This window comes from Saccharothrix hoggarensis (genome assembly GCF_042678885.1).
GTDB classification, from domain to species: domain Bacteria; phylum Actinomycetota; class Actinomycetes; order Mycobacteriales; family Pseudonocardiaceae; genus Actinosynnema; species Actinosynnema hoggarensis.
Genome location: NZ_JBHTLK010000091.1, coordinates 1 through 25,228 on the forward strand (window position 1 = coordinate 1; position 25,228 = coordinate 25,228).

The following is a 25,228-nucleotide window of genomic DNA, read 5'->3' on the forward strand; positions in this document are numbered from 1 at the left end:
CGGCCGAGGCCCCGGCGCGCGGCAACGACACGTCGGCCGCTCCCCCGGCCGCCGAGCCCCGGTCGCCGTGGCCGGTGGTGGCGGGCGGGGTGGGGGCGTTGCTGCTGGTGGCAGCGCTGGTCCGGGGGTCACGCCGCCGAAGGGCGTGAGCGGCCCGCGCCGCGGACCGCTCCCCCGTCCCGAAGGTGCTCAGAGCCTGCGCAGGACCGCCACGACCTTGCCCAGGATCGACGCCTCGTCGCCCTGGATCGGCTGGTAGGCCGGGTTCTGCGGCATCAGCCACACGTGCCCGTCGTCCTTGCGCTTGAACGTCTTCACGGTGGCCTCGCCGTCGATCATGGCGGCCACCACCTCGCCGTTGTCGGCCGTCGGCTGCTGCCGGACCACGACCCAGTCGCCGTCGGTGATGGCGGCGTCGACCATCGAGTCGCCCACGACCTTCAGCAGGAACACCTCGCCCTCGCCGACGATCTCGCGCGGCAGGGGGAAGACGTCCTCGATGGACTCCTCGGCCAGGATCGGCCCACCGGCCGCGATGCGGCCCAGCATGGGCACGTACGCGGGCGTCGGCTTGGACGCCGGGTCGAGGCCGGTCACGATCTCGGCGGGCAGCACGCCCACCGCGCGCGGCCGGTTGGGGTCGCGGCGCAGGTAGCCCTTCCGCTCCAGGGCGCGCAGCTGGTGGGCCACGGACGAGGTCGAGGTCAGGCCGACGGCCTCCCCGATCTCGCGCACGCTGGGCGGGTAGCCGAACCGGTCCAGCCAGTCGCGGATCACGTCGAGCACCTTGCGCTGGCGCAGGGTGAGCCCGGCGTTGCCCGCGATGTCCGCCGGTTCGGGCGCGGAGGGCACATCGGCGGTGCGCGGCTCTTCGTTGGTCTTGCGTGCCACGGTGCTTCCTCCTCACCGGTCCCGATTGCCCAGGCCGGCTCTCCGACGATCTTCAACAGTGGACGGTAGTCGGGTTCCGTGCCCAGATCAAACACCTGTTCGAAGTAATCCTCGGCGTGTCCTGGCGATTTTACCCGGCGAAGTGGTAGACATTCGCACGGACGTTCGATCGAACACAGGTTCGATCATGATCGGATGACCTGCGGTGGAGGGCAACATGGCGGTGGTCATTGGCACCCGGAACGGCTTCGAACTCGTGGACGGCGCCGGTGTCGAGGATGTCGCCCTCGGCCGCGGATTGCGACCCGGACCACGGGTCCTGCGGCGGTTCGAGGTGGCGGACAAGGACAACCGCCGCCCGTCGACCCGCCCCCGACCGGTCGCCGTGCGGCCGACCGCGCCCGAGGCGGTCGCCTGCGAGGTGCGGCCCGGCCGGCACCCCGTGCTCCAGTTCCTCGGATACGCAGCCGTCGCCGCCGCGTTCGCCGCGCTCCTGAGCCTCGCCTACCTGTACTCGACGGGCGCCACGTCCGTCCCCGAACGCACCAACGTCGTGCACGTCCAGGTGGGCGAGACGCTGTGGGACGTCGCCGAGCGCAGCGCGCCCGCGAGCGACCCGGAGGCCGTGGTGTCGCGCATCCGCGAGCTGAACGCCCTGCCGGGCTCCGACGTCACCCCCGGCCAGTCCCTGGTCGTCCCCGACGGCACCCCCTGACGCCCACTCCGCTCCCCCCGTCGAACCGCGCCGCCGCGACCTCCGCGAGCGCGGTTCGCGCGTTTCCGGAGCTCCTGCCCGATTCCCCCGTCCGAGTGACGGGACACGCTGCCTTCCGACTTGCAGCGCCGTAGGCCTTGGGCATAGGTTGACCCCTACATCTAGTGGTCACACCGTTGTAGTTAGTCCACAGGTTGGGGTTTTCCCCACGACGGAGGCTAACGCGATGGACGCTGCCCAGGGGAGGGGGAACCAGCCGTGCGATGCCCGTTCTGCCGGCACTCCGACTCGCGTGTCGTCGATTCCCGCGAGGTCGACGAGGGTCAGGTCATCCGCCGCCGCCGGTCGTGCACGGCCTGCGGCCGCCGCTTCACCACGGTCGAGGAGGCCGTGCTCGCGGTGGTCAAGCGCTCGGGTGTGACCGAGCCGTTCAGCCGCGACAAGGTCGTCGTCGGCGTGCGCCGCGCGTGCCAGGGCCGTCCCGTCGACGAGGACGCCCTCCAACAACTGGCGCAGCGCGTGGAGGAGTCGATCCGCTCCGGCGGCGTCGCCGAGATCCCCAGCCACGAGGTGGGCCTGGCCATCCTGGGCCCCCTCCGCGAGCTGGACGAGGTCGCGTACCTCCGCTTCGCGAGCGTCTACCGCTCCTTCTCGTCCGTCGAGGACTTCGAGAAGGAGATCGCCGATCTTCGCGACGCCCAGGGCGGCCGGCCGCGGGGCGACTAGCGCCCGTCGGCCGGCGCCCGCCGCCCCGACGAAGAACGAAGAACGAAGAACACCGCATCGACCGCCTCGGACGGGGAGCCCGGACGTGGTCGCCGCACCCACCCCACACATGTTGATCGAGAGGGACCTCGGATGACCGACACCGTTGGTGGCTCAAAGAAGACAGCCACCCGCAACGGCGCGGGCGACAAGACCGCCAAGCTGAAGGTGGAGCGCGTCTACACCACGGCCGGCAAGCACCCCTATGACGAGGTCACCTGGGAGCACCGCGACGTCGTCATGACGAACTGGCGCGACGGCTCGGTGAACTTCGAGCAGCGCGGCGTCGAGTTCCCCGACTTCTGGTCGGTCAACGCGACCAACATCGTCACCAGCAAGTACTTCCGCGGCGCGGTGGGCACGCCGCAGCGCGAGCACAGCCTCCGCCAGCTCATCGACCGCGTGGTGAAGACCTACGTCGAGGCGGGCGTCAAGCACGGCTACTTCGCCACCGACGAGGACGCCGAGATCTACGAGCACGAGCTGACCTGGATGCTGCTGCACCAGGTGTTCAGCTTCAACTCGCCGGTGTGGTTCAACGTGGGCACCAGCTCCCCGCAGCAGGTCAGCGCCTGCTTCATCCTGTCGGTCGACGACACGATGGAGTCGATCCTGAACTGGTACCGCGAGGAGGGCCTGATCTTCAAGGGCGGCTCGGGCGCGGGCCTGAACCTGTCGCGCATCCGGTCGTCCAAGGAGCTGCTGTCCTCCGGCGGCACGGCGTCCGGCCCGGTGTCGTTCATGCGCGGCGCGGACGCGTCGGCGGGCACCATCAAGTCCGGCGGCGCGACCCGTCGCGCGGCGAAGATGGTCGTGCTGGACGTCGACCACCCGGACGTCGAGGAGTTCATCCAGACGAAGGCGCGGGAAGAGGACAAGGTCCGCGCGCTGCGCGACGCCGGGTTCGACATGGACCTGGGCGGCAAGGACATCGTGTCCGTGCAGTACCAGAACGCCAACAACTCGATCCGCGTGTCCGACGAGTTCATGCACGCCTACGAGAACGGCGGGCAGTTCGGCCTGCGCGCCCGCCAGACCGGCGAGATCATCGAGCACGTCGACGCGAAGGACCTGTTCCGCAAGCTGGCGCAGGCCGCATGGGAGTGCGCCGACCCCGGCATCCAGTACGACGGCACGATCAACGACTGGCACACCACGCCGGAGTCGGGCCGCATCACGGCCTCCAACCCGTGCTCGGAGTACATGCACCTGGACAACTCCAGCTGCAACCTGGCGTCGTTGAACCTGATGAAGTTCCTGAAGGACGACGGCTCGTTCGACGCGGAGCTGTTCGCCAAGTCCGTCGAGATCATCATCACCGCGATGGACATCTCGATCTGCTTCGCGGACTTCCCGACCCCCGCGATCGGCGAGACGACCCGCGCGTTCCGCCAGCTCGGCATCGGCTACGCGAACCTGGGCGCGCTGCTCATGGCGACCGGCCACGCGTACGACTCCGAGGGCGGCCGCGCGCTGGCCGCCTCGATCACGTCCCTGATGCAGGCCGTGGCGTACAAGCGGTCGGCGGAGCTGGCGGGCATCGTCGGCCCGTACGAGGGCTACGCCCGCAACGCCGAGGGCCACCAGCGGGTCATCCGCAAGCACTCGGCCGCCAACGACATGCTGCGCACGTACCACGCGAACGACGCGGCGGTGCAGAAGGTCGCGACCAAGGCGTGGCAGGAGTGCCAGAAGATCGGCGCCCGCAACGGCTGGCGCAACGCGCAGGCCAGCGTGCTCGCGCCCACCGGCACCATCGGCCTGATGATGGACTGCGACACGACCGGCATCGAGCCGGACCTGGCGCTGGTGAAGTTCAAGAAGCTGGTCGGCGGCGGCTCGATGCAGATCGTCAACCAGACCGTGCCGCGCGCGCTGCGCGTCCTGGGCTACCAGGAGGAGCAGATCGAGGCGATCGTCGAGTACATCGGCGAGCACGGCCACGTGGTCGACGCCCCCGGTCTGAAGACCGAGCACTACGAGGTGTTCGACTGCGCGATGGGCGACCGGTCGATCGCGCCGATGGGCCACGTGCGGATGATGGCCGCGGTGCAGCCGTTCATCTCGGGCGCGATCTCGAAGACGGTCAACATGCCGGAGACGGCGACCGTCGAAGAGGTCGAGGAGATCTACTACCAGGGCTGGAAGCTGGGCCTGAAGGCGCTGGCGATCTACCGCGACAACTGCAAGGTCGGCCAGCCGCTGTCGGCGGGCAAGACGGCCAAGGCGGTCGGCTCGGGCTCGTCCACGTCCGCGGAGGCGAAGACCGAGACCGTCGTCGAGTACCGCCCGGTGCGCAAGCGGCTGCCGAAGAAGCGCCCGTCGCAGACGGTGTCGTTCACGGTCGGCGGCGCGGAGGGCTACCTGCACGCCGGCTCGTACCCGGACGACGGCCTCGGCGAGATCTTCGTCAAGCTCGGCAAGCAGGGCTCGACGCTGGCCGGTGTGATGGACGCGTTCTCCATGTCCATCTCGGTGGGTCTGCAGTACGGCATCCCGCTCGAGTTCTACGTCTCGAAGTTCCAGAACCTGCGCTTCGAGCCGGCGGGCATGACGGACGACCCGGACGTCCGCATCGCGACCAGCGTCCTGGACTACCTGTTCCGGCGGCTGGCGCTCGACTACCTGCCGTTCGAGAAGCGCGCGCAGCTCGGCATCTTCACCGCCGACGAGCGCACGGCGCAGGTGTCGTCGGACTACGGCAACGGCGACGTCGACCTGGAGGGCCTGCGCACGTCGGTCGACGCCGCCCCGCAGGCGAGCGCCACCCCGGCGCCCGCGGAGGAGAAGAAGCCCAAGCCGCAGGACATCAAGGTGGGCAGTTCCACGGAACTGCTCGAACTGCACCTGGGCAAGGCCGCGGACGCGCCGCTGTGCATGACGTGCGGCACGAAGATGCGCCCGGCGGGCTCGTGCTACCTGTGCGAGGGCTGCGGCTCGACCTCGGGTTGCAGCTGATCGCTCGACGTGCGGTGAAGTAGCCGGCGAGAGCCGGGGCGACGGTTGTCGCCCCGGCTCTTCCACGTCCGCTGGTCGCAGCTGGCCAAGTACGTCACGTACTTGACGTACTTGGGGTGGAGAGGCACGCTGGTGACGACCACTCTGGGAGGCCGGCATGCCCGCTGTTCACTACGACAGCTACACCGAGGCTCGCGCCCACCTGAAGGACTTGCTGGACGCCGCCGAGAAGGGTCGAGTCGCCACGGTGAGACGTGACTCGGCCACGACCGCCGTCGTGGACGTCAAGCGACTGCGCCACTTCCTCGCGTCGATCGTTCCGTCGCGCGCCCAGGTCGTCCCGGAGGCCGGCGGCTGGTCGGTGTTCATCCCGGGGCTGCCCGTGGCGGCCGATGGCGCGTCGTTCGACGAGGCGATCACCGAGATGGTCGACGCTCTGCGGGAGTACGCGGAAGACTGGCAGGAGCGCCTGCTCGACGCCCCGAACCACCGCGACAACTGGGGATTGGTGCAGTTGATCAGCTTGAGCGACGACGAGCAGCTGCGCGACTGGCTGGTCGGTGCCGCGCGGTGACGTCCTGGCCGCAGCCGACGCGCAAGGACCACGAGGCGTTCTGCCAGGTCGAGGAGTGGCGCCGAGTGCGCGACGCCGGCGGCCGGACCGGAACGCACCACGTCACCTACGAGCTCGATCTCGTCGACGGCAGGATCCTGCGCACCCGCGTCTCGCACCCGGTGGACCGCACCGGCTACGGGCAGAACATGTGGAAGCACATCCTGCGTGATCAGCTCGACGTCGACGAACCGACGTTCTGGTCGTGCGTGCAGGACGGCGTCAAACCCGCCCGCGGGACACCTGAGCCGCCGGCGGCCGCCCTGCCCGCCGACCTCGTGTTCCTGCTGATCTCGCGGGTCGGACTCGATGAGTCGGAGGTGGCCGGGATGAGCAAGGACGAGGCGATCGCCAGGCTCCAGCGCTACTGGACCGAAGGCCGTTGAGGCGTCGGACCGACCCCTATTTCACGCGCTTCGCGCGGTGGGTGGAACCTACGATGGCGCGGTGACGAGGGCGAGTGGGGCGTTGCTGGGGTTGGCCTACGGGGACGCGTTGGGCGCGCCCACCGAGTTCCTGACCGTGGCCGAGATCGAGCAGCGGTACGGCGTGGGTGGGCCTCGGGAGCTCGAGGGTGAGCCCGCCCTGGTCACGGACGACACGCAGATGACGTTGGCGGTCGCCCGGGCGTTGGTGGACGGTCGTGACCGGATCGCCGACGCGTTGCGCGACCACTTCGTGCGGTGGTGGGAGTCGCCCGACAACAATCGCGCCCCGGGCATGACGTGCTTGCAGGCGTGCGAGAAGCTGGCCGCCGGGCTGCCGTGGCGGGAGGCGACCGGGGCCTCGTCCAAGGGCTGCGGCGCGAACATGCGGGTCGCGCCGGTGGGGCTCGTGCCCGACCTGTCGGACGACGACCGCGCCGGGATCGCCCAGCTCCAGTCCGCCCTCACGCACGGCCACCCGACGGCGCTCGCGGCGAGCGAGCTGACGGCCTTCGCGGTGCACTGGCTGCGTGACGGCATGGCGGCGGGCGACCTCACGGCGGCGTTGCGGCAGCGGTGCGCGGAGCAGCGGACGACCTACCGCGAGGACTGGTTGGCCGACCTGTGGGCGCGTCCCGGCGTGTCCGACCCGGAGACCTTCATCGCCCGCGGGTGGGACGAGTGCGCGGCCGTGCTGGACACGCTCGCCGACGCCGAGCCGGACCGGGACGCGGACCCGTGCCTCGCGACGGGCGCCGGGTGGGTGGCGGAGGAGGCGCTGGCGACCGCGCTGCACTGCTTCCTGATGTTCCGGGACGAGCCGGTGTCGGCGCTGGCGCGGGCGGCGACGACGTCCGGCGACTCGGACTCGATCGCGTGCCTCACCGGCGCGTTCGCGGGCGCTGCGCACGGTCTCGAAGCGTGGCCGGAGGAGTGGGCGGAGCGGATCGAGCACGGCGACGAGCTCGCCGCGTTCGGTCGGAGGTGGGACCGGTGACGCACGCCCTGGCCGGCTACCGCGTGGTCGGGCGGGACGCGCGGGCGGACTGGCAGGACGCGGGGCTGCCGGAGGGCGACCTGGTGTCGATGAGCGGCTGCGTGACGACGGTCGTGCCGTCGACCGAGTGGGACGAGTGGTTCGGTGACCGGGAGTCCGCCGCGGTGGCCCGCGCCGGACGGGACGGGCTGCACGTGCTCGCGGTGGGGATCGACTCCCGCGACGTTGCCGCCGTGCTGGAGGACGTGGCCGACGGCGGGTGGGACGTGGCGGCGGGCAGCCTGCCGGAGCGGTTGGCCCGGACCGAACCGCTGCCCGACGGTGACGTGCTGGGCTTCGAGCTGGTCGGCTTCGACTCGGGCACCTGGCACACGTGGACGTGCCTCGGCGGTCTCGTGGGCGACGTGGGGCGGGCGACCGGCATCCGACCGGGGCGGTGGGGGTTGGTGCACGACGCGCATGACGCGCGGGTGGCGGCGGAGTGGCTGACGGCATCGGGTTCCGGTGACCCCAAGGTGTTCCTGTGGGTCGCGGTGAAGGTGGTCGACTGCGCCGGGGTCGGGGCCTAGGCTGCGCGGTGATGTCCTTCGACCGCGCACGACGATCTCTGGACGGGCTGTCCGTCGGCGACGCCCTGGGCGCGCAGTTCTTCGTCCCCGGCCGTTCCCGCACCCTCGACGTGGTGCCGGACGGGACGTGGCCGTGGACCGACGACACCGAGATGGCCTGCCTGCTGCTGGCCGAGCTGCGCGATCGCGGCGAGGTCGACCAGGACCGGCTGGCCGCGTCGTTCGCCGAGCACTGCGACCCGTACCGGGGTTACGGGCCTGGCGCCGTGGTGGTGCTGCACCGCATCCGGGACGGGGTGCCGTGGCGGGAGGCGGCGGCGACGGCCTACCGGGGCGAGGGGTCGTGCGGCAACGGGGCGGCCATGAGGGTCGCGCCGCTGGGCGCGTTCTTCGCCGACGACCTCGACGCCGTGGTGACGCAGGCGGTCCGCTCCGCCGAGGTCACGCACCTGCACCCCGAGGGGATCGCGGGCGCGGTGGCGGTGGCCGTCGCGGCGGCCGTGCCCGGAGCCGACGTGTTCGACGCCGTGCTGGACCACCTGGACGACGGGCAGGTGCGGCGCGGCGTGGCGGACGCGCGGCGGTTGCTCGGGCGTTCCACCGCCGAGGCCGCGTACGAGCTGGGCAACGGGTCGCGCTCGACCGCGCAGGACAGCGTGCCGTTCGTGCTCTGGGTCGTGGCCACGTACGCCGACGACTACCGCGCCGCCATCGGGGCGTGCGTGGAGGCGGGCGGTGACATGGACACGACGGCGGCGATGGTGGGCGGCATCCTGGCCTGCCGAGCGGAAGTCCCCCAGGACTGGCTCGACCGGCGCGAGCCCCTGCCTTTTGTATAGGTCGTTCCAAAACTGCTACCGTGGGACGCGTGCCCCGACCCAAGGCGTTCGACGAGGAGCAGGCCGTCGACGCGGCGATGCGCGCGTTCTGGGCGAACGGCTACGAGGCGACGTCCACCGAGGACCTCTGCCGGGCCACCGGACTCGGCCGCAGCAGCATCTACAACACGTTCACCAGCAAGCACGAGCTGTTCAAGCGCGCGCTCGTCCGCTACACGAACCTCATGACCACCAGCCAGCTGGCGCTCCTCGAAGACGAGACGCGGTCGCCGAGGGACCGGTTGCGCGACCTGTTCGACGCGATCGTCGCGGGCGAGGCGGAGCACCGGCGGGACGGCCGCGGGCTCGGCTGCCTCACCGTCAACACCACCGTCGAACTCGCCGCGCGGGACGCCGAGGCCGCCGACCTGCTGGCCCGTGACCAGCAACGCCGACTGGACGCGCTGACCGCCGTCATCCGGACCGGGCAGCGCGACGGCGACCTGGCGTCCACCCGGGAGCCCGCCGAGCTGGCCCGGTTCCTCAACGCGGTGATCGCGGGCATCCGGGTCGCCGGGCAGGGCGGGGCGGACGTCGCGGCGTTGGAAGCCATCGCCGCCACCGCGCTGGACGCCGTCTGAGACCTTCACCGGCACGAGCGGGACCACGCGTGCCCACATTTTGGACCGATCAATACACAACAGGAGCGCCGGACATGCCCAAGGTCGTCCACCTGCTGGCCCTCGGCATCTTCGCCATGGTGACCAGCGAGTTCGTCGTCGCCGGGCTCATGCCGCAGATGGCGGCGGGCCTGCGCGCCACCATCCCCGAGATCGGCTACCTGATCACCGCGTTCGCCGCCGCGATGGCGGTCGGCGGGCCGCTGCTCACCGTGCTGATGCTCCGACTCCGCCCGAAACCGGCGCTGATGACGTTGTTCGCCGTCTTCCTGGCCGGCAACGTCCTCGCCGCCACCGCCACCGACTACGGCGTGATGCTCGCCGCCCGCGTCGTCACCGGCGCGGCCTCCCAGGCGTTCTTCGGCGTCGCGATCTCGGTGACGTCCGCGCTGGTCGAGGAGCGGCTGCGCGGCCGGGCCACCGCGACCGTCCTCAACGGACTGATGTTCGGCACGCTGCTGGGCCTGCCGCTGGCGACGTTCACCGGCGAGCACCTGGGCTGGCGGGCGGCGTTCTGGGGCATCGCCGTGCTCACCGTCGTCGCCGCCGCGAGCACGTTCGCCGGGATGCCGCGCCTCGACCACGTCAACGGCGACACGACCGTGCGCGCCGAGCTGCGGGCCGTCGCCCGCCCGAGGCTGTGGCTGGTGCTGTCCACCAGCACGTTCGTCATCGGCGCGACGTTCGCCGCGTTCAGCTACGTCAACCCGGTCCTGACCGAGGTCACCGGCTTCGACCCGCGCGCGGTGCCGTTGCTGCTCGCCGCCTACGGCGTGGCCACGCTCGTCGGCAACCACGTGGTGGGCCGGTTCGCCGACCGGCACGCGCTGCCGACGCTGGTCACCGGCCTGGGGCTGAACGCCGCGTTCCTCACCGGGTTCGCCCTGCTCGCCCACGTGCCGCCGGTGGCCGTGGTGTGCCTGCTGGGCATCGGCCTGGTCGGCGTCACGATGAACCCGGCGCTGGTGACGCGGGTCCAGCGCACCGGCACGGCGGGACCGCTGGTCAACACCGTGCACGGGTCGTTCATCACGCTCGGCATCATCATCGGGTCCTGGCTGGGCGGCCTGCTCATCACCGACCACGGCCTGCGCGCGCCGCTGTGGCTGGGCGCGGGGCTGGCGCTGGTCGGCCTGCTCACCCTGATCCCGGACCTGCGGCGACGGGCGGGCGTGAACCGGTCTCCGCGAAACCTCCACGGGATCTCCCCACGCGCGGGGCAGGGGTCCGTCCATCCTGGACCCGGGGGCCCGGCACGCAGAGGAGGACGATCGTGAGCAGCTTCAACCACTGGGTGCGCGAGTTCGAGGCCGAGGCGCGGCGGCGGGCGGAGGTGGGCGACCCGGACTTCGACCGGACGGCGCGGGTGCACCCCGCGGTGGTGCGGAGCGTCCAGCGGTTCCAGGTCGGCGAGGCGGGCGACGGCGCGAACCTGATAGCGAAGGCCGAGGGAGCCGGGGACGACGACTACTCGCGCGTGGTGCGGTTGTTCGTCAAGGAGGAGCAGAACCACGCGCGGCTGCTCGCGCTGCTGCTGTCGTCGGCCGGCGCGACGACGATCGCGAGCCACTGGTCGGACGCGGTGTTCGTGCGGCTGCGGCGGGCGTTGGGGCTGCGCCTGGAGCTGATGGTGCTGCTGATCGCCGAGGTCGTGGCGCTGTGCTACTACCGGGCGTTGCGGGACGGCGTCGGCGATCCGCTGACGTCCGAGGTCGCGGGTCGCATCCTCGCCGACGAGGAGCGGCACGTGCCGTTCCACTGCCAACGGCTGCGGCACGCGTTCGCGGCGTGGCCGCGGCCGGTCCGGTCGGCCGTGACGGTGACCTGGTGGGTGCTGCTGGGCGGCGCGGTGGCCGCGGTGGCGTGGGACCACGGCCCCGCGTTGCGCCACCTCGGGGTGACGCGACGCGGGTTCGCCGTGGACGTGGCCCGCCTGTTCCGGACCGCCCTGACCGGGGTCCGCCGGGGTCAGGACCTCCGGAACAGCTTGTTGCCCAACCACACGATCGGGTCATAGCGCTGGTCGGCGACGCGTTCCTTCATCGGGATCAGCGCGTTGTCGGTGATCTTGATGTGCTCCGGGCACACGTCCGTGCAGCACTTCGTGATGTTGCACAGGCCCAGGCCGTGCGCGGACTGCGCCTCGGCGACGCGGTCGGCCTCGTCCAGCGGGTGCATCTCCAGCTCGGCCACGCGCATCAGGAACCGCGGTCCGGCGAACGACTCCTTGTTCTCCTCGTGGTCCCGGATGACGTGGCACGTGTTGTTGCACAGGAAGCACTCGATGCACTTGCGGAACTCCTGCGAGCGCGCGACGTCGACCTGCTTCATCCGGTACTCCCCCGGCGCGACGCCCGCGGGCGGCTTGAACGACGGGATCTCGCGCGCCTTGTGGTAGTTGTACGACACGTCGGTCACGAGGTCGCGGATCACGGGGAACGTGCGCATCGGCGTCACGGTCACCGTCTCGTCCTCCGCGAACACCGACATCCGCGTCATGCACAGCAGCCTCGGCTTGCCGTTGATCTCCGCCGAGCACGACCCGCACTTGCCCGCCTTGCAGTTCCACCGCACGGCGAGGTCGGGCGTCTGCGTGGCCTGGAGGCGGTGGATCACGTCGAGCACGACCTCGCCCTCGTTCACCTCGACGGTGAAGTCCTCCAGCCCGCCGCCCTCGTCCGAACCGCGCCACACCCGGAAGTGCCCCTGGTACCCCATGTCACCCCTCCAGCTCGTCCGCGGTCAGGTACTTCTGCAACTCGCTCGGCTCGAACAACGCCAGCAGGTCCGGCCGGATCGGGACCTGCGGCTCCTCCACGACGTCCACCGAGGAGCCGGACAGCGCGCACACCAACAACTTCCGCCGCCACTCGGCGTCCATGCCCGGGAAGTCGTCGCGCGTGTGCCCGCCGCGGCTCTCGGTGCGCAGCAGCGCGGCCCGCGCGACGCACTCGCTGACCAGCAGCATGTTCCGCAGGTCCAGCGCCAGGTGCCAGCCGGGGTTGAACTGCCGGTGCCCCTCGACCACCAGGGACGCGGCCCGCCGCTTCAGGTCGTCCAGGCGCTTGACCGCCTGGTCCATCTCGTCGGCCCGCCGGATGATGCCGACCAGGTCGTTCATCGCCTGCTGCAGCTCCATGTGCAGCGCGTACGGGTTCTCGCCGCCCTCACCGGAACCGGAGAACGGCGCCACGGCCACCCGTTCCGCCTCGGTGACGGCCTCGTCCGAGCACACCGGCCGCTCCGAGAGCCCGGCCACGTAGTCCGACGCGCCGGCGCCCGCACGGCGGCCGAACACCAGCAGGTCGGACAGCGAGTTGCCGCCCAGCCGGTTCGAGCCGTGCATGCCGCCGGACACCTCGCCGGCCGCGAACAGCCCCGGCACCGACGACGCGCCCGTGTCGGGGTCGACCTGCACGCCGCCCATCACGTAGTGGCACGTCGGCCCGACCTCCATCGGCTGCGCCGTGATGTCGACGTCCGCCAGCTCCTTGAACTGGTGGTGCATCGACGGCAGCCGCCGCATGATCTCCTCGGCGGGCAGGCGCGTCGACACGTCGAGGAACACGCCGCCGTGCTCCGAGCCGCGCCCGGCCTTGACCTCGGAGTTGATGGCACGGGCCACCTCGTCGCGCGGCAGGAGCTCCGGTGGCCGCCGGTTGTTGCCGGGGTCGGCGTACCAGCGGTCGGCCTCGGCCTCGTTGTCGGCGTACTTGTCCTTGAACACCTCGGGGATGTAGTCGAACATGAACCGCTTGCCGTCGGAGTTGCGCAGCACGCCGCCGTCACCGCGGACCGACTCGGTGACCAGGATGCCCTTCACGGACGGCGGCCAGACCATGCCGGTCGGGTGGAACTGGACGAACTCCATGTTGATCAGCGACGCGCCGGCCCGCAGCGCCAGCGCGTGGCCGTCGCCGGTGTACTCCCACGAGTTCGACGTCACCTTGAACGACTTGCCGATGCCGCCGGTCGCGAGCACCACGGCGGGCGCCTCGAACAGCACGAACCGGCCGGACTCGCGCCAGTAGCCGAACGCGCCGGCCACCTTGCCGTCGTCGAGGACCAGATCGGTGACGGTGAACTCCTGGAACACCTTCAGCCGCGACTCGTAGTCACCGGTCTCGGCGAAGTCGTCCTGCTGCAGCGACACCACCTTCTGCTGGAGGCTGCGGATCAGCTCCAACCCGGTGCGGTCGCCGACGTGCGCGAGCCGCGGGTACTCGTGGCCGCCGAAGTTGCGCTGGCTGATCCGGCCGTCCTCGGTCCGGTCGAACAACGCGCCGTAGGTCTCCAGCTCCCACACCCGGTCGGGCGCCTCCTTGGCGTGCAGCTCGGCCATCCGCCAGTTGTTGAGGAACTTCCCGCCGCGCATGGTGTCGCGGAAGTGCACCTGCCAGTTGTCGTTGGAGTTCGCGTTGCCCATGGCCGCGGCGATGCCGCCCTCGGCCATCACCGTGTGCGCCTTGCCGAACAACGACTTGCACAGCACCGCCGTGCGCATCCCGTGTTCCCTGGCCTCGATCGCGGCGCGCAGACCAGCACCGCCGGCGCCGATCACGAGCACGTCGAACGAATGCCGTTCCACCTCGGGCAAAACAACTCCCTAGTTGACGAATCGGAGGTCGGAGATCGTCCCGGAGGCGACCAGCGCGACGTAGAGGTCCGTGACGCAGACGAAGATGAGCGACGCCCACGCGAGCTGCATGTGCTTGGCGTTGAGCTTGGAGATCCGGGTCCACATCCAGTACCGCACCGGGTGCTTGGAGAAGTGCTTCAACCGTCCGCCCGCGATGTGCCGGCAGGAGTGGCACGACAGCGTGTACGCCGCGAGCAGCCCGACGTTCACCAGGAGCACCAGGTTGCCGAGGCCGACCCCGGTGCTGAACGCGTAGAACGCGTCGTAGACGTTGATCAGCAGCAGGAGCGACGCGGCGTAGAAGAAGTAGCGGTGCAGGTTCTGCGCGACCAGCGGGAACCGGGTCTCGCCCGTGTACTTGGCGTGCGGCTCGGCCACGGCGCACGCGGGCGGGGACATCCACGCCGCCCGGTAGTACGCCTTGCGATAGTAGTAGCAGGTCACCCGGAACCCGAGCAGGAACGGGATGACGACCACCGGCGGGGTGAGGAACCCCGGCAGCTCGGGCAGCGGCCGGCCGAAGTGCGCCGCCGCGGGCAGGCACTCCTCACTCAGGCACGGGGAGTACATGGGCGTGAGGTAGCGGTACTCGTCCACCCAGTAGTAGTCGCCCATGAAGGTCCGGACGGCCGCATAGATCGAGATCAGCAACAAGCCGACGAACGTCGCCAGCGGCGGTAGCCACCACCGGTCCGTCCGCAACGTGCGCTGGGCGATCTGCGCCCTCATACCTCACCTCGTTCCACGTCGTTGTGGTGCAGTGACTTCCCGGGCGAAAAGCCGAGCCGGCCCCCGCGTGGTCACGCGGGGGCCGGCATGCGGTCGATCAGGTGCGCTGGCTGCGGTAGCCGCCGAGTCCTTCGTCGTCGGCGTCCATCCACAGCTTCGGGTCGTAGGGCGTGTCGGGAACGACGACGACTTCGCGCTCGACCCTCGGAGCCTCGCGCTGCCGCGGTGTGCTGTCCAGGTCGAGCAGCTCGGTCGCGTCGATGTCCAGGCGTTCGACGTCGTTGGCCAGCCTCTGCACCGCGGCCACGTCGCCGTACCGCGCGCGCAGGCCGCCGACGCAGTGGCGCAACTGGCCAAGCGCCCGGCGCAGCTCCACGATCTCGGAGGACGTCATGGTCAGCACCTCCTTCGGGTCGGTCCGTGTGCCGACTCTGCCAACTCGACAGCGTTGTGACAAGCACCACAGCCCACCGCGTCGTGTCTCACCACCTGAATCGTTTTTGTAAGGATCATGTGTCGTGACATAGTGTGGGTGCTGTCACGTCCGTCCGTGCGACGCCAGCGCTGTCGTCCACCGGGCCCACCACGGCCCGTGATCACCACCGGAGACAGCGAACCATGAGCGTGCATCCCGTCGTCGCCGAAGTGACGGCTCGAATCGCCGCCCGCAGCGCCGCCGGCCGGTCCGCCTACCTCGACCGCATCGCCCAGGCCCAGCAGGACGGGCCCGCGCGCCGCGACATGGCGTGCAGCAACCTCGCCCACGGTTTCGCGGGGATCACGGGCGGTGACAAAGACCTCCTCCGGGCACTGCGTCGCCCGAACGTGGCGATCGTGTCCGCGTACAACGACATGCTGTCCGCCCACCAGCCGATGCACGAGTACCCGGCGTGGATCAAGGACGCGGCGCGCGCCGTCGGCGGCGTGGCCCAGTTCGCGGGCGGCGTGCCCGCCATGTGCGACGGCATCACCCAGGGCCGCGCGGGCATGGAGCTGTCCCTGTTCAGCCGGGAAGTGATCGCGATGGCGACCGGGATCGCCCTGTCGCACGAGATGTTCGACGCGGCGCTGCTGCTCGGCGTGTGCGACAAGATCACTCCCGGCCTGCTGATCGGCGCCCTGTCGTTCGGGCACCTGCCCGCGATCCTGGTGCCCGCGGGACCGATGGCCTCCGGCCTGCCCAACTCCGAGAAGGCCCGCGTGCGGCAGCTGTTCGCGGAGAACAAGGCGTCCCGCGAGGACCTGCTCGAAGCCGAGGCGCAGTCCTACCACAGCCCCGGGACCTGCACGTTCTACGGCACGGCGAACTCCAACCAGCTCGTGGTCGAGGTCATGGGCCTGCACCTGCCGGGCGCGAGCTTCGTGCCGCCGGGCACCCGGCTGCGGAAGGCGCTGACCGAGGAGGCCGCGCGGCGCGCGGTGGAGATCAGCCGCGGCGAGGACTACACCCCGATCGGGCACGTGGTGGACGTGAAGTCGGTCGTCAACGGCGTCATCGCGCTGCTGGCCACCGGCGGGTCGACCAACCACACCATGCACCTGGTGGCCATCGCGTCGGCCGCCGGCATCGAGCTGAACTGGGACGACTTCTCCGAGCTGTCGTCGGTGGTGCCGCTGCTGGCCCGCGTCTACCCGAACGGCTCGGCGGACATCAACCACTTCCAGGCCGCGGGCGGCGTGCAGTTCCTCGTCTCCACCCTGCTCGACGCGGGCCTGCTGCACGAGGACGTGAAGACCGTCGCCGGCCCCGGCCTGCGCCGCTACCGGCAGGAGCCCGTGCTGATCGAAGGCGCGCTGACCTGGCGCAACGGCCCCGACCGCTCGCTGGACACCGACGTGCTGCGGCCCGTGTCCGACCCGTTCGCGGCCGACGGCGGCCTGCGCATGCTGTCCGGCAACCTCGGCCGCGCGGTGATCAAGGTGTCGGCGGTCAAGCCGGAGCACCGGGTCGTCGAGGCGCCCGCGCGGGTGTTCACCTCGCAGGAGGCGTTCAGCGCCGCGTTCCACGCCGGTGAACTGGAGCGGGACGTGGTGGTCGTGGTGCGCCAGCAGGGGCCGCAGGCCAACGGGATGCCCGAGCTGCACAAGCTCACCCCGGCGCTGGGCGTGCTCATGGACCGCGGGTTCAAGGTCGCGCTGGTCACCGACGGCCGGATGTCCGGCGCGTCCGGCAAGATCCCGGCCGCCATCCAGGTCACGCCGGAGGCGGCCGTCGGCGGCCCGCTGGCGCGGGTGCGCGACGGCGACGTGCTGCGGCTCGACGCCGAGACCGGCACGCTGGAGGTGTTCGTGGACCCGGCGGAGCTGGCCGCGCGCGACCTGGTGGACTTCCCGCCGGACGCGCAGGCGTGGACCGGCACCGGTCGGGAGCTGTTCGCCGCGCTGCGCCGTGCGATCGGGCCCGCCGACCGCGGCGCGAGCGTGTTCGGACCGATCGCGGCCTCGCACTTCGAAGGCCAGTTCAACCAGGAGGTTTCCCGGTGACCGCCCCAGCGCACGCCACTGCCGCGGATCTGCTCGCGCTGTCCCCCGTCATCCCGGTCGTCGTCGTGGACGACGCCTCGCACGCCGTGCCGCTGGCCGAGGCGCTGCTGCGCGGTGGCGTCCGCGTCATCGAGCTGACCCTGCGCACGCCCGCCGCGCTGGCCGCGATCGAGCGGGTGGCGGCGGAGGTGCCGGGCATCGTGATCGGCGCCGGCACCGTGACCACGCCCGAGCACGCCGAGCAGGCCGCCAAGGCCGGTGCGGCGTTCCTCGTCACGCCGGGCTCGACGGACCGGGTGCTGGACGCGGCCGAGGACACCGGGCTGCCGTTCCTGCCCGGCGCGGCGACCGTGTCGGAGGCGATGCGGCTGGCCGAGCGCGGTCTGACGTCGCTGAAGTTCTTCCCGGCCGAGGCCGCGGGCGGGGTGGACTACCTGAAGTCCATCGGCGGTCCGCTGCCCGGCCTGCGGTTCTGCCCGACCGGCGGGATCACGCCCGCGAGCGCGCCGAGCTACCTGGCGTTGCCGAACGTCGGGTGCGTGGGCGGGTCGTGGCTCGCGCCGAAGGACGCCCTGGCGTCCGGTGACTTCGCGCGGATCGAAGAGCTGGCCCGGGCGGCCGCCGCGCTCTGAACACCTTCCGCGTTCGCTGGGCGTCTCCCCGACCGGTGGTCGGGAGGCGCCCAGCGCCGTTCGCGGGGTGGCGCGGGCTCACGCGAGGTGGGTGAGGGCTTCCGGGATCGAGTCGGCGACCGGCACGCCAGCCCGCTCCAGCACCGTGCGGGAACTGGTGCCGGTCGCGACCAGCACTACGTGCGCGCCGACGTGCCTGGCGGCGTCCGCGTCGTCCACCACGTCACCGATGAGCACGACGTCGTTCGGGCGCAGCCGCAGCGCTTCGAGGTGCGCGGCGAGGTGCTCGGCCTTCGAGCCGCCGTCCGCCGCGGTCTTGAGGCCGTCCACCCTGGTGAACAGCTCGCCGAGGCCGAACCGGGTGATCAGCGGGACCAGCTCGTCGTGGAACCACATCGACAGCAGTGATTGGGAGTGGCGGAGCTGCCGGAGGTGGTCGGGCACGCCCGCGGCCAGCCCGCACCGGTCCATCGAGCCCCGGTACTCGTCGTGGTAGACGTCGTCGATGCGGAGCCAGTCCGCCGCCGTGAGCGGCTGGCCGAACATCCGCTCGTAGCAGTCCTTGATGGGGCGGCTGAACGTGTCCCGCCAGTGCTCCAGCGTGATGGCCGCGTGGCCGAAGTCGGCGCAGACCCGGTTGACGGCGGCGAGCACGGCGTCGTTGTCGGCGAACAGGGTGCCGTTCCAGTCCCAGACGACGTGATCGGCCCTGATGCGCACCCGTCGAGGGTACGGCGATAAGTTGGGTCATCACTTCGGGGGAGGTAGTGAGGGATGAACGCGCGACAGACCACCGTGGTCGCCGAGCCCCACGGGCAGGTGGCGCTGGTGTCGGTCGGGTTCCCGCTGCTGGGCGCGGCCGTGGTGTGGGGCTTGAAGTCCATCGCCGGGTGGGTGGCCGGGTTGTCGTGGGCGCCGATGCAAGGGCCGTTCCGGCTCGTGGCGTCCATCCCGGAGCCGTGGGCGACGATCGGGTCGGTGGCCGTCGGCGCCGTGCTCGGGCTCGTGGTGGCCGGGATCGCGGCGCACGAGCGGCTGGTCGTCGAGGTGTTCAACGAGGGTGTCGAGCTGCTGCGGGGCGGGAAGCACCGGAGCTTCGACCGCACCCTGGTGTCGGCCGCGTTCCTGGACGGCAAGAAGCTCGTGCTGCTCGGCGTGGACACCGGCGAGCTGGCCCGGGAGAGCCACGACCTGAAGCCGGAGGAGCTGGCGAACGCCTTCCAGACCCACGGCTACCAGTGGTTGGAGGACGGCGACCCGTACCGCGACGAGTACCGGCGCTGGGTGGACGGGACGCCCGACCTCCCGCCGGGGGCGAACGCCCTGCTGAAGGTGCGGGCCGAGGCGTTGCGCAAGGACGACAAGTCCGACGCCGCCGAACTGCGCGAAGAACTGAGCCGCCTCGGCGTCGTGGTGCGCGAGGAGAAGAAGCGCCAGTACTGGCGCCTCACCCGCTCACTCCACTGACCCCCACCCCATAGCCCGGTTCTGCCCGGTGATCCGGCCAGGCTCCGCGGTTCGGCCTCGCGGTCCCGGCCTCGCAGTTCGGGACGTACGGCCGGCCGGCGGCCAGGCCAGGCGGTCTCGCCCGGCGGTTCAGGCTGAGCAATCCCTGGCCTCGCGGTCCCGGCCATGGAGTTCCGGGCCCCGTGACCCGGGCTGAGCAAGCCCCGGCCTCGCGGTCTCGGCCGGCCAGTTCCGGGCCTGACAGGGTCGGGGCGGGATGATCGGGCCTGGTCCGGCCGGGGCTGGGTTGGGGTGAGCGGGTTAGTCGTGGGTCAGGTCGTCCAGCGTGGACGTGTCCTCGCCCGCTCGGCGGAGTTCCTCGCGCACCACCCGGTAGGCGAGGCCTTCGGCGTAGCCCTTCCGGGCCAGGGCGGAGACCAGGCGGCGGATCTTGGTGGTGTCGTCCAGGCCCGCCATCGTGCGCAGCTTCTTGCGCACGAGGTCGCGTGCCCGCTGTTCCTCGGCCTCGTCGTCCACCGCGGCCACCGCCTCGGCGGCCACCTCGTCCGCGACGCCCTTGCGGCGCAGTTCCATGGCCAGGGCGCGCCGGCCCAAGCCCTGGTAGGTGTGGCGCGAGCGGACCCAGACCTCGGCGAACGCGGCGTCGTCGATCAGACCCGCCCGGTCGAACTTGGCCAGCACCAGCTCGGCCGTCTGCTCCGTGATGCCCTTGCGCAGCAGGGCGTCCTTCAGCTCCACGCGCGTGCGAGCCCGTGCGGTGAGCAGCGCGTAGCAGATGTCCGTCGCCTTGCGCTGCTCCTGCACCGGGTCGACCGGGCGCGGCTCGGTGTCGTCGGCCGAACGGTCGCGGGACAGCCCGCGACCACGGCCACCTCGTCCTGCCACGCCCGGTTAGAACTCGACGGGCGCGGGGGCGATCTCCTCGGCGTCGAGGGTGGCGCCGATGCCCAGCTTGTCCTTGATCCGCTTTTCGATCTCGTTGGCCACGTCCGGGTTCTCGCGCAGGAACTTCCGCGCGTTCTCCTTGCCCTGGCCCAGCTGGTCGCCCTCGTACGTGTACCAGGCGCCCGACTTGCGCAGGATGCCCTGGTCGACGCCCATGTCGATGAGCGAGCCCTCGCGGCTGATGCCCTGGCCGTAGAGGATGTCGAACTCGGCCTGCTTGAACGGCGGGGCCACCTTGTTCTTCACGACCTTGACCCTGGTGCGGTTGCCGACGGGCTCGCCGCCGTCCTTCAGGGTCTCGATGCGCCGCACGTCGAGCCGCACCGACGCGTAGAACTTCAGCGCCTTGCCACCGGTCGTGGTCTCGGGCGAGCCGAACATCACGCCGATCTTCTCGCGCAGCTGGTTGATGAAGATCGCGGTGGTGTTGGACGAGCTGAGCGCGCCGGTGATCTTCCGCAGCGCCTGGCTCATCAGGCGGGCCTGGAGGCCGACGTGGTTGTCGCCCATCTCGCCCTCGATCTCGGCGCGGGGCACCAGGGCCGCCACCGAGTCGATGACCAGGATGTCGAGCGCGCCGGAGCGGACCAGCATGTCCGCGATCTCCAGCGCCTGCTCGCCCGTGTCGGGCTGCGAGACCAGCAGCGCGTCGGTGTCGACGCCCAGCTTCTTCGCGTAGTCGGGGTCGAGCGCGTGCTCGGCGTCGATGAACGCCGCGATGCCGCCGTTGCGCTGGGCGTTGGCCACGGCGTGCAGCGCCACGGTCGTCTTACCGGACGACTCCGGGCCGTAGATCTCCACCACGCGGCCGCGCGGCAGGCCGCCGATGCCCAGCGCCACGTCGAGCGCGATCGCACCGGTGGGGATCACCTCGATCGGGGCGCGGCCTTCCTCGCCGAGCCGCATGACCGAGCCCTTGCCGAACTGCTTGTCGATCTGGGCCAGGGCCAGCTCGAGGGCCTTGTCCCGGTCGGGTGCCTGGGGTGCCATCTGGAATCCACCTCGGTGTGTCTTGGGGTCGCTGTGCGATGTCGGGGCCGACGTTACGGGTGGGGTCCGACATTTTTCGGCGGGGACCAGGTCACCTGCGGGGTGTTGTCACCCGGTCGTGTTGGGGAGTGTAGCCGAACAGGTGTTCGACCACCTGGCCGACACGCCAGGTCACCGCCGGTGTTCCGGCACGTCGAACGCGTCGCAGACGGCCAGCCAGATCTCCTTGGTCGGCACACCCGCCTCCAACGCCTGGTCGGGAGTCCGGCCGCCGATGGCGGACAGCACGTGGTCCCGGGCCACCATCTCCGCCCTGACCTGGCCGAACTCGTCGGCCATGAGCTTGCGGAACGTCGTGATGCGCATCGCGTCCAGGCTAGCGCGCGGCCTTCCAGACCGGGCTGTCGACGTAGTGGTTGTCGAACCGGTCCTGCGACTCGCGGATCTCCCGCGGGCTCGCCTCGCCCCGCTGCACGCGGTCGAGCAGGCGGTAGTAGTCGAACCGGCCCAGGCCCGGCGTGAAGACGAACAGGACGTCCGCGTCCGCGCCCTTGAGCGCGCCGAACGCGTGCGGCACGCGGGGCGGCACGACGAGGAAGTCGCCGCGCTCCAGCGTCACCACGTCCTCGTCCAGCAGCACTTGGAGCGTCCCGTCGAGCACGAAGAACAGCTCCGAGGCGCGGGTGTGGAAGTGCGGCGGCGCGCCGTCCGAGCCGTCGCGGAACGTGGACCGGTTGCTCGTCAGCCCGTCGAGGTCGGCGAGGAGGGTGACGACGGCGGCCGGGTCGGCGTCGAGCCTTTCGGCGTGGGCGGCGCGGACGAGGAGCGGGTTTTCCATGACGTCGAGACTCGTCGCCCGGAAGCGCCCGAACAACGACGAAGAGCGGATGGAACGATAACCCTCCGGTTATGGATCACCGGCTCCGTCGTCCGCCCCGGTGAACGCGGTCTCGGCCCCGCCCTCCGCGGAGCCGGTCACCAGGGACAGCTCCTCCAGGTACATCCGGCCCAGACCCACCTCCGACCACCTCGGCACCTCGTCCAAGACCTGTCGGCACTCGCGCAGCGCCTCGCGCGCGGCGTGGTGGTCGCCGGCCCGGCGTTCCAGTCCCGCCAGGTCCAGCCAGGCCAGGGCCGAGTCCCAGGCGTTGCCGGCGAACACCACGCTCTCGCGCTGCGCCCGAGCCGCCTCGGCGAACTCGCCCAGGTCGGCGAACACCCAGCGGAGTTGGCCCAACGTGGCCCGGTCGCGCGGCCGGCCGGCTGCCCACCGGTCGAGTTCCCGACGGGCCAGTTCCCGGTCTCCCGCCAGCAGAGCGCGCTCGACCAGGGTGAGCGGGTCCTCGACCGCCGGATCGGCCGGGAAGCGCGCCCGCCGACCCCGCGTCCACTCCGCCAAGCCCTCCTCCGACACGCGCGGCCGCCCCTCGTCATCGACCAGGAGGTCGAGGACCCCGTCCCGGTCGGCGTGCCCGCTGTCGCGCACGAAGTCGACGGTCGCCCGGACCCCCGCGGCGAACAGGTGCTCGATGTCGTAACCGGCCAAGGTGTCGAAGTTGGCCTGCTTCATCGCCGCGTGCAGCCAGACGTCCTCCACCCGCCGGTGCTCGGCGAGCAGGAAGCCGGCCAGCTCGACCTCTTCGGTCAGCCCTTGGAACGGAGCCTCGCTCCGGCACCGCGCCTCCTGCCCGGCCAACCACCGCACCAGCGGCAGGTCCTCGGGCCGGTGGTCGTACTGCAGCGCCCACAACACCTTCGCCCGCCGCACCGCGTTGCCGTCGCAGGCGTCGCCGTCCGCATCCGTGGCCTGCTCGTAGCGCAGCTCCTGCCACGCGGCGGGCGACTCCCGCATTCGTTCCAACTCGCGCCGCGCGGCCTCCATCACCCGCGAAGAATCCCACGACGCGACCACAGGCGTCAGCGGCAGCGGCCCGTACGACGACGAGCACCTAACCTGGCCGTCATGGAACGGCGTGACCTGGAGGTCTTCCTCACCCTGGCCGAGGAGCTGCACTTCAGCCGCACCGCCGAGCGCCTGCGCGTGTCCCAGGCGCGGGTCAGCCAGTCCGTCAAGCAGCTCGAACGCCGCATCGGCGCGCCCCTGTTCGACCGCACCAGCCGCCGCGTCGCGCTCACGCCCATCGGCCGCCGCCTCCGTGACGACCTCGCGCCCGCCTACCGGCAGGTCGTGGACGGCCTGGCGCGCGCTGTGGAGGCCGCGCGGGGCACGGACCTGCTGCGCGTCGGGTTCGAGGCGCCGGCGGTCGCCGACCTCGTCACGGACCTGCTCGACACCTACCGGGCCCGTCACCCCGACCGCGAGGTGCGGGTGCGGGAGGCGCCGTTCACGGACCCGTTCGCGCTGCTCAGGGCGGACGAGGTGGACGTGCTGGTGACGTTGTTCCCGGTCGGCGAGCCCGACCTGACGGCCGGTCCCGTGGTGCACGAGGAGCCCTTGGTGCTCGCCGTGGCGGACACGCACCCGTTCACGCGGCACGAGTCGGTGAACCTGGAAGACCTGGCTCGCGACACCGTCTTCCGCGCCGCCTACTGGCGTGACACGACCCCGCTGGGCGCGCCCGTCAAGCGCGGACGGGACGTCACGACGTTCCAAGAGCTGCTCACCGCGATCGCCGACGGTGAGGGCGTGTGCCCGCTGGGCGCGCACGCCGCGGGGTACTTCGCGCGGCCCAGGATCACGTTCCTGCCGCTGGTGGACGCGCCGCGGCTGGCGTGGGGCCTGGTCTGGCGCACGGCGGGTGAGACGGCGCGGGTGCGCGAGTTCGCCGCGGCGGCGCGCTAACCTCGAAGCGTGCTGTTCGCGCAGGGAGACCCCATGGACATGTCGTCGCCCATCCTGACGGTCCTGGCCATCGCCACGCTCGTCGCGGCGCTGGTCGTCGGCCTGCGCGCGCTCTGGCACAACCGCAAGCGCTGAACCGGTCGGCCCCGGTCAGCGCACCCGCTGCAACGACGTGAACAGGCACGCGGCGAGCAGCGGCAACGCGGTGAACCCGACGAGCAGGCCCAGCGTGGCGTAGGACCAGGCGGTCACCACCACGCCCGCCGTGACGCCGCCGAGCGCGCCGCCGACGTTCATGCACAGGTCGGACAACCCCTGCGCGGCCGGGCGGTCGGTCACCGCGGCCGACTCGGTGAGCAGCGCCGACCCCGCCACCAGGCCCGCCGACCAGCCGAAACCGAGCAGCGCCAGGCCGGCGGCGAGCTGCGGCGCGTCGTGCGACGGCGCCATGCCCGCGATGCCGGAGGCGGCGACCACGAGCGCCGCGCCGATCGCCAGCACGGGCACGCGGCCGAGCCGGTCGGCCATCCACCCGAACAACGGGCTGGCCACGTACATCGCGGCCACGTGCAGGCTGATCACCAGGCCGACGACGCGCAGCGACGAGCCGGCGTGGTCCATGTGCACGGGGGTCATCGACATCAGGCCCACCATCGCCATGTGGCACAGCGTCACGCCACCCACGGCGAGCTTCCCGGCGGCCGGCAGCGCCCGCCACACCGCCGCGGACCCCTTGGTGTCGCCCACTCCCCCGGTGCAGTGCGCGGGCGTGACGGCGGACTGCGCGATCGTCAGCGGGTCGGGTCGCAGGAACCGCAGCACGACCACCGCGGCCAGGCCGAACAGCAGCGCCGAGAACAGGTACGGCCCCGCGCCCACCGGCAGTCCCAGCCGCACGGCGACCTGCCCGGCCGGGTCGGCGAGGTTCGGTCCGGCGACCGCGCCGATCGTCGCCGCCCACACCACCAGCGCCACCGAGCGCGCACGGCGGTGCGGGTGGGCGAGGTCGGCGCCCGCGTACCGGGCCGCGAGGTTCGCGCTGGACGCCGCGCCGAACAGCACCAGGGCCACCAGCAGCACCTGCCACGAGCCGAGCACCACCGCGCAC

28 protein-coding genes are annotated in these 25,228 nt (G+C 71.5%); 16 read left to right on the forward strand and 12 right to left on the reverse strand.

The features are described 5' to 3' along the window. Positions 1 to 189 precede the first annotated feature (189 nt). Entirely contained in the window at positions 190 to 891 is a 702-nt protein-coding gene (lexA, locus tag ACFQ3T_RS18320) for a transcriptional repressor LexA (RefSeq protein WP_380724504.1), read from the reverse strand. 217 nt (positions 892 to 1,108) lie between these two features. On the opposite strand from lexA, the gene ACFQ3T_RS18325 reads away from it, so the two are divergent. The 11 genes from ACFQ3T_RS18325 to ACFQ3T_RS18375 all read left to right on the forward strand — a co-directional run bounded on the left by ACFQ3T_RS18325 (position 1,109) and on the right by ACFQ3T_RS18375 (position 11,448). Further along, positions 1,109 to 1,606 carry a LysM peptidoglycan-binding domain-containing protein gene (locus ACFQ3T_RS18325; RefSeq protein WP_380724505.1) on the forward strand — a complete coding sequence of 166 codons (498 nt, stop codon included), beginning with the start codon at positions 1,109 to 1,111 and terminating at the stop codon, positions 1,604 to 1,606. Positions 1,607 to 1,864: 258 nt separating this feature from the next. Further along, positions 1,865 to 2,332 (forward strand): transcriptional regulator NrdR, encoded by a 468-nt coding sequence (nrdR, locus tag ACFQ3T_RS18330; RefSeq protein ID WP_380724506.1) that lies wholly within the window; start codon positions 1,865 to 1,867, stop codon positions 2,330 to 2,332. A gap of 132 nt (positions 2,333 to 2,464) precedes the next feature. Further along, positions 2,465 to 5,329: a vitamin B12-dependent ribonucleotide reductase gene (locus ACFQ3T_RS18335; protein ID WP_380724507.1), complete on the forward strand. Its 2,865-nt coding sequence runs from the start codon at positions 2,465 to 2,467 to the stop codon at positions 5,327 to 5,329. Positions 5,330 to 5,486: 157 nt separating this feature from the next. Continuing rightward, positions 5,487 to 5,903: a type II toxin-antitoxin system HicB family antitoxin gene (locus ACFQ3T_RS18340; RefSeq protein WP_380724508.1), complete on the forward strand. Its 417-nt coding sequence runs from the start codon at positions 5,487 to 5,489 to the stop codon at positions 5,901 to 5,903. Further along, positions 5,900 to 6,328: a cytotoxic translational repressor of toxin-antitoxin stability system gene (locus ACFQ3T_RS18345; RefSeq protein WP_380724509.1), complete on the forward strand. Its 429-nt coding sequence runs from the start codon at positions 5,900 to 5,902 to the stop codon at positions 6,326 to 6,328. Before ACFQ3T_RS18340 ends, ACFQ3T_RS18345 begins: the two co-directional genes overlap by 4 nt. Positions 6,329 to 6,389: 61 nt before the next feature. Continuing rightward, complete coding sequence (locus tag ACFQ3T_RS18350) at positions 6,390 to 7,364, forward strand: ADP-ribosylglycohydrolase family protein (protein WP_380724510.1); 975 nt, start codon at positions 6,390 to 6,392, stop codon at positions 7,362 to 7,364. After that, entirely contained in the window at positions 7,361 to 7,933 is a 573-nt protein-coding gene (locus tag ACFQ3T_RS18355; RefSeq protein ID WP_380724511.1) for a hypothetical protein, read from the forward strand. Before ACFQ3T_RS18350 ends, ACFQ3T_RS18355 begins: the two co-directional genes overlap by 4 nt. Before the next feature lie 11 nt (positions 7,934 to 7,944). Continuing rightward, positions 7,945 to 8,772 (forward strand): ADP-ribosylglycohydrolase family protein, encoded by an 828-nt coding sequence (locus tag ACFQ3T_RS18360; protein WP_380724512.1) that lies wholly within the window; start codon positions 7,945 to 7,947, stop codon positions 8,770 to 8,772. 29 nt (positions 8,773 to 8,801) lie between these two features. Continuing rightward, on the forward strand, positions 8,802 to 9,392 hold the full coding sequence (locus ACFQ3T_RS18365) for a TetR/AcrR family transcriptional regulator (protein WP_380724513.1): 591 nt from the start codon (positions 8,802 to 8,804) through the stop codon (positions 9,390 to 9,392). A 74-nt stretch (positions 9,393 to 9,466) separates the two neighbouring features. Continuing rightward, a complete protein-coding gene (locus tag ACFQ3T_RS18370; RefSeq protein ID WP_380724514.1) occupies positions 9,467 to 10,708 on the forward strand; it encodes an MFS transporter in 1,242 nt (413 codons plus the stop codon). Next, positions 10,705 to 11,448, forward strand: a complete 744-nt coding sequence (locus ACFQ3T_RS18375; RefSeq protein ID WP_380724515.1) for a ferritin-like domain-containing protein — start codon at positions 10,705 to 10,707, stop codon at positions 11,446 to 11,448. Before ACFQ3T_RS18370 ends, ACFQ3T_RS18375 begins: the two co-directional genes overlap by 4 nt. Here the strand turns inward: ACFQ3T_RS18375 and ACFQ3T_RS18380 are convergent. The 4 genes from ACFQ3T_RS18380 to ACFQ3T_RS18395 all read right to left on the reverse strand — a co-directional run bounded on the left by ACFQ3T_RS18380 (position 11,400) and on the right by ACFQ3T_RS18395 (position 15,193). Beyond that, on the reverse strand, positions 11,400 to 12,149 hold the full coding sequence (locus ACFQ3T_RS18380; RefSeq protein WP_380724516.1) for a succinate dehydrogenase/fumarate reductase iron-sulfur subunit: 750 nt from the start codon (positions 12,147 to 12,149) through the stop codon (positions 11,400 to 11,402). The genes ACFQ3T_RS18375 and ACFQ3T_RS18380 overlap by 49 nt on opposite strands. Before the next feature lies 1 nt (position 12,150). Further along, positions 12,151 to 14,028, reverse strand: a complete 1,878-nt coding sequence (locus ACFQ3T_RS18385; RefSeq protein ID WP_380724517.1) for a fumarate reductase/succinate dehydrogenase flavoprotein subunit — start codon at positions 14,026 to 14,028, stop codon at positions 12,151 to 12,153. Between the two features lie 9 nt (positions 14,029 to 14,037). Then, the gene (locus ACFQ3T_RS18390) at positions 14,038 to 14,799 is read right to left on the reverse strand and encodes a hypothetical protein (RefSeq protein WP_380724518.1); all 762 of its coding nucleotides are present in this window, start codon (positions 14,797 to 14,799) and stop codon (positions 14,038 to 14,040) included. A gap of 97 nt (positions 14,800 to 14,896) precedes the next feature. Continuing rightward, positions 14,897 to 15,193, reverse strand: coding sequence for a hypothetical protein (locus ACFQ3T_RS18395; RefSeq protein WP_380724519.1), 297 nt, complete (start codon positions 15,191 to 15,193; stop codon positions 14,897 to 14,899). Positions 15,194 to 15,417: 224 nt separating this feature from the next. Between ACFQ3T_RS18395 and edd the strand changes: the two genes are divergently transcribed. Beyond that, complete coding sequence (gene edd, locus ACFQ3T_RS18400; protein WP_380724520.1) at positions 15,418 to 17,283, forward strand: phosphogluconate dehydratase; 1,866 nt, start codon at positions 15,418 to 15,420, stop codon at positions 17,281 to 17,283. Next, a complete protein-coding gene (eda, locus tag ACFQ3T_RS18405) occupies positions 17,280 to 17,915 on the forward strand; it encodes a bifunctional 4-hydroxy-2-oxoglutarate aldolase/2-dehydro-3-deoxy-phosphogluconate aldolase (RefSeq protein ID WP_380724521.1) in 636 nt (211 codons plus the stop codon). Before edd ends, eda begins: the two co-directional genes overlap by 4 nt. Positions 17,916 to 17,993: 78 nt before the next feature. Here the strand turns inward: eda and ACFQ3T_RS18410 are convergent, their stop codons facing one another. After that, positions 17,994 to 18,635: an HAD family hydrolase gene (locus ACFQ3T_RS18410; protein ID WP_380724522.1), complete on the reverse strand. Its 642-nt coding sequence runs from the start codon at positions 18,633 to 18,635 to the stop codon at positions 17,994 to 17,996. Between the two features lie 54 nt (positions 18,636 to 18,689). Here ACFQ3T_RS18410 and ACFQ3T_RS18415 point away from each other — a divergent pair, with 54 nt between their 5' ends. Next, positions 18,690 to 19,382, forward strand: coding sequence for a YqeB family protein (locus ACFQ3T_RS18415; RefSeq protein WP_380724523.1), 693 nt, complete (start codon positions 18,690 to 18,692; stop codon positions 19,380 to 19,382). A gap of 300 nt (positions 19,383 to 19,682) precedes the next feature. Here ACFQ3T_RS18415 and ACFQ3T_RS18420 read toward each other — a convergent pair whose 3' ends face one another. From ACFQ3T_RS18420 to ACFQ3T_RS18440, 5 genes are all read right to left on the reverse strand, one after another. Then, positions 19,683 to 20,186: a regulatory protein RecX gene (locus ACFQ3T_RS18420; protein WP_380724531.1), complete on the reverse strand. Its 504-nt coding sequence runs from the start codon at positions 20,184 to 20,186 to the stop codon at positions 19,683 to 19,685. 87 nt (positions 20,187 to 20,273) lie between these two features. Next, on the reverse strand, positions 20,274 to 21,317 hold the full coding sequence (gene recA, locus ACFQ3T_RS18425; RefSeq protein WP_380724524.1) for a recombinase RecA: 1,044 nt from the start codon (positions 21,315 to 21,317) through the stop codon (positions 20,274 to 20,276). Positions 21,318 to 21,488: 171 nt separating this feature from the next. Continuing rightward, positions 21,489 to 21,683, reverse strand: a complete 195-nt coding sequence (locus ACFQ3T_RS18430) for a DUF3046 domain-containing protein (RefSeq protein ID WP_380724525.1) — start codon at positions 21,681 to 21,683, stop codon at positions 21,489 to 21,491. 10 nt (positions 21,684 to 21,693) lie between these two features. Next, positions 21,694 to 22,155, reverse strand: coding sequence for a cupin domain-containing protein (locus ACFQ3T_RS18435; RefSeq protein WP_380724526.1), 462 nt, complete (start codon positions 22,153 to 22,155; stop codon positions 21,694 to 21,696). A gap of 69 nt (positions 22,156 to 22,224) precedes the next feature. After that, positions 22,225 to 23,169 carry a tetratricopeptide repeat protein gene (locus ACFQ3T_RS18440; RefSeq protein ID WP_380724527.1) on the reverse strand — a complete coding sequence of 315 codons (945 nt, stop codon included), beginning with the start codon at positions 23,167 to 23,169 and terminating at the stop codon, positions 22,225 to 22,227. 111 nt (positions 23,170 to 23,280) lie between these two features. Between ACFQ3T_RS18440 and ACFQ3T_RS18445 the strand changes: the two genes are divergently transcribed. Beyond that, on the forward strand, positions 23,281 to 24,120 hold the full coding sequence (locus tag ACFQ3T_RS18445; RefSeq protein WP_380724528.1) for a LysR family transcriptional regulator: 840 nt from the start codon (positions 23,281 to 23,283) through the stop codon (positions 24,118 to 24,120). Between the two features lie 9 nt (positions 24,121 to 24,129). Continuing rightward, positions 24,130 to 24,255, forward strand: a complete 126-nt coding sequence (locus tag ACFQ3T_RS18450; RefSeq protein ID WP_380724529.1) for a hypothetical protein — start codon at positions 24,130 to 24,132, stop codon at positions 24,253 to 24,255. 15 nt (positions 24,256 to 24,270) lie between these two features. Here the strand turns inward: ACFQ3T_RS18450 and ACFQ3T_RS18455 are convergent. Continuing rightward, positions 24,271 to 25,228: MFS transporter (locus ACFQ3T_RS18455; RefSeq protein ID WP_380724530.1), on the reverse strand; the 958-nt coding region annotated here is incomplete at its 5' end.

Bases quoted from the DNA above. Each gene is read 5' to 3' on its own strand.
- ACFQ3T_RS18325 (WP_380724505.1), top strand. From the start codon at position 1,109: ATGGCGGTGGTCATTGGCACCCGGAACGGCTTCGAACTCGTGGACGGC.
- ACFQ3T_RS18335 (WP_380724507.1), top strand. From the start codon at position 2,465: ATGACCGACACCGTTGGTGGCTCAAAGAAGACAGCCACCCGCAACGGC.
- ACFQ3T_RS18340 (WP_380724508.1), top strand. From the start codon at position 5,487: ATGCCCGCTGTTCACTACGACAGCTACACCGAGGCTCGCGCCCACCTG.
- ACFQ3T_RS18360 (WP_380724512.1), top strand. From the start codon at position 7,945: ATGTCCTTCGACCGCGCACGACGATCTCTGGACGGGCTGTCCGTCGGC.
- ACFQ3T_RS18370 (WP_380724514.1), top strand. From the start codon at position 9,467: ATGCCCAAGGTCGTCCACCTGCTGGCCCTCGGCATCTTCGCCATGGTG.
- ACFQ3T_RS18380 (WP_380724516.1), bottom strand. From the start codon at position 12,149: ATGGGGTACCAGGGGCACTTCCGGGTGTGGCGCGGTTCGGACGAGGGC.
- ACFQ3T_RS18390 (WP_380724518.1), bottom strand. From the start codon at position 14,799: ATGAGGGCGCAGATCGCCCAGCGCACGTTGCGGACGGACCGGTGGTGG.
- ACFQ3T_RS18395 (WP_380724519.1), bottom strand. From the start codon at position 15,193: ATGACGTCCTCCGAGATCGTGGAGCTGCGCCGGGCGCTTGGCCAGTTG.
- edd (WP_380724520.1), top strand. From the start codon at position 15,418: ATGAGCGTGCATCCCGTCGTCGCCGAAGTGACGGCTCGAATCGCCGCC.
- ACFQ3T_RS18415 (WP_380724523.1), top strand. From the start codon at position 18,690: ATGAACGCGCGACAGACCACCGTGGTCGCCGAGCCCCACGGGCAGGTG.
- recA (WP_380724524.1), bottom strand. From the start codon at position 21,317: ATGGCACCCCAGGCACCCGACCGGGACAAGGCCCTCGAGCTGGCCCTG.
- ACFQ3T_RS18430 (WP_380724525.1), bottom strand. From the start codon at position 21,683: ATGCGCATCACGACGTTCCGCAAGCTCATGGCCGACGAGTTCGGCCAG.
- ACFQ3T_RS18435 (WP_380724526.1), bottom strand. From the start codon at position 22,155: ATGGAAAACCCGCTCCTCGTCCGCGCCGCCCACGCCGAAAGGCTCGAC.
- ACFQ3T_RS18440 (WP_380724527.1), bottom strand. From the start codon at position 23,169: ATGCGGGAGTCGCCCGCCGCGTGGCAGGAGCTGCGCTACGAGCAGGCC.
- ACFQ3T_RS18445 (WP_380724528.1), top strand. From the start codon at position 23,281: ATGGAACGGCGTGACCTGGAGGTCTTCCTCACCCTGGCCGAGGAGCTG.